This is a genomic window from Klebsiella sp. YJ (assembly GCF_002108615.1).
GTDB lineage: Bacteria > Pseudomonadota > Gammaproteobacteria > Enterobacterales > Enterobacteriaceae > Klebsiella > Klebsiella planticola.
Window position 1 is genome coordinate 1 of record NZ_MTEG01000100.1, and the last position, 947, is coordinate 947.

Annotated in this window: 1 protein-coding gene; it reads left to right on the forward strand. The window is 46.3% G+C overall.

Annotated elements, in window-relative coordinates; all coding sequences use genetic code 11:
- Positions 1 to 51 precede the first annotated feature (51 nt).
- Positions 52 to 947 (forward strand): Cu(+)/Ag(+) efflux RND transporter periplasmic adaptor subunit SilB (gene silB, locus BV390_RS30350; protein WP_085397644.1); only part of this gene is annotated, 896 nt, incomplete at its 3' end.

Below are 947 nucleotides of genomic sequence, written 5' to 3' on the forward strand. Positions count from 1 at the left end.
GAATGATCGGGCGCATATGCCAGGTGTTTTGATTTTTCAGCGAGAAATTGTATGGCTTCTTTAAAGATAAAATATGCTGCAATAATTATCAGCAGCCTCATAGCAGGGGGGCTGATATCGGTTACTGCCTGGCAGTATGTAAACTCATCACAAAAAACAGTACAAACCGAACAAAAGGCACCGGAGCGAAAGGTACTTTTCTGGTATGACCCGATGAAACCGGATACCAAATTTGATAAACCCGGAAAATCTCCCTTTATGGATATGGACCTGGTGCCGAAATATGCTGATGAAAGTGGCGATAAAAGCAGTGGCGGGATCCGTATCGATCCAACCCAGGTTCAGAATCTGGGATTAAAAACGCAAAAAGTTACGCGAGGAATGCTGAATTATTCCCAGACAATCCCGGCTAATGTCAGTTACAACGAGTATCAGTTTGTCATTGTGCAGGCGCGTTCTGACGGTTTCGTCGAAAAAGTGTATCCCCTGACGATTGGCGATCATGTGAAGAAAGGCACTCCGCTTATCGATATCACCATTCCTGAATGGGTTGAGGCACAAAGTGAGTTCCTTCTGTTATCCGGTACAGGCGGTACGTCAACCCAGATAAAAGGGGTTCTGGAGCGACTTCGTCTGGCTGGTATGCCGGAAGAGGATATTCAAAGGCTGCGTTCAACCCGCACAATCCAGACCCGTTTTACCATTAAAGCACCTATTGATGGTGTCATTACTGCGTTTGACCTGCGCACCGGAATGAATATTTCGAAAGATAAAGTAGTGGCTCAGATTCAGGGGATGGACCCGGTCTGGATCAGCGCTGCAGTGCCAGAATCTATCGCCTATCTGCTGAAAGATACGTCGCAGTTTGAAATTTCGGTACCGGCTTATCCGGATAAAACATTCCATGTCGAAAAATGGAACATTCTTCCCAGCGTGGATCAGACAAC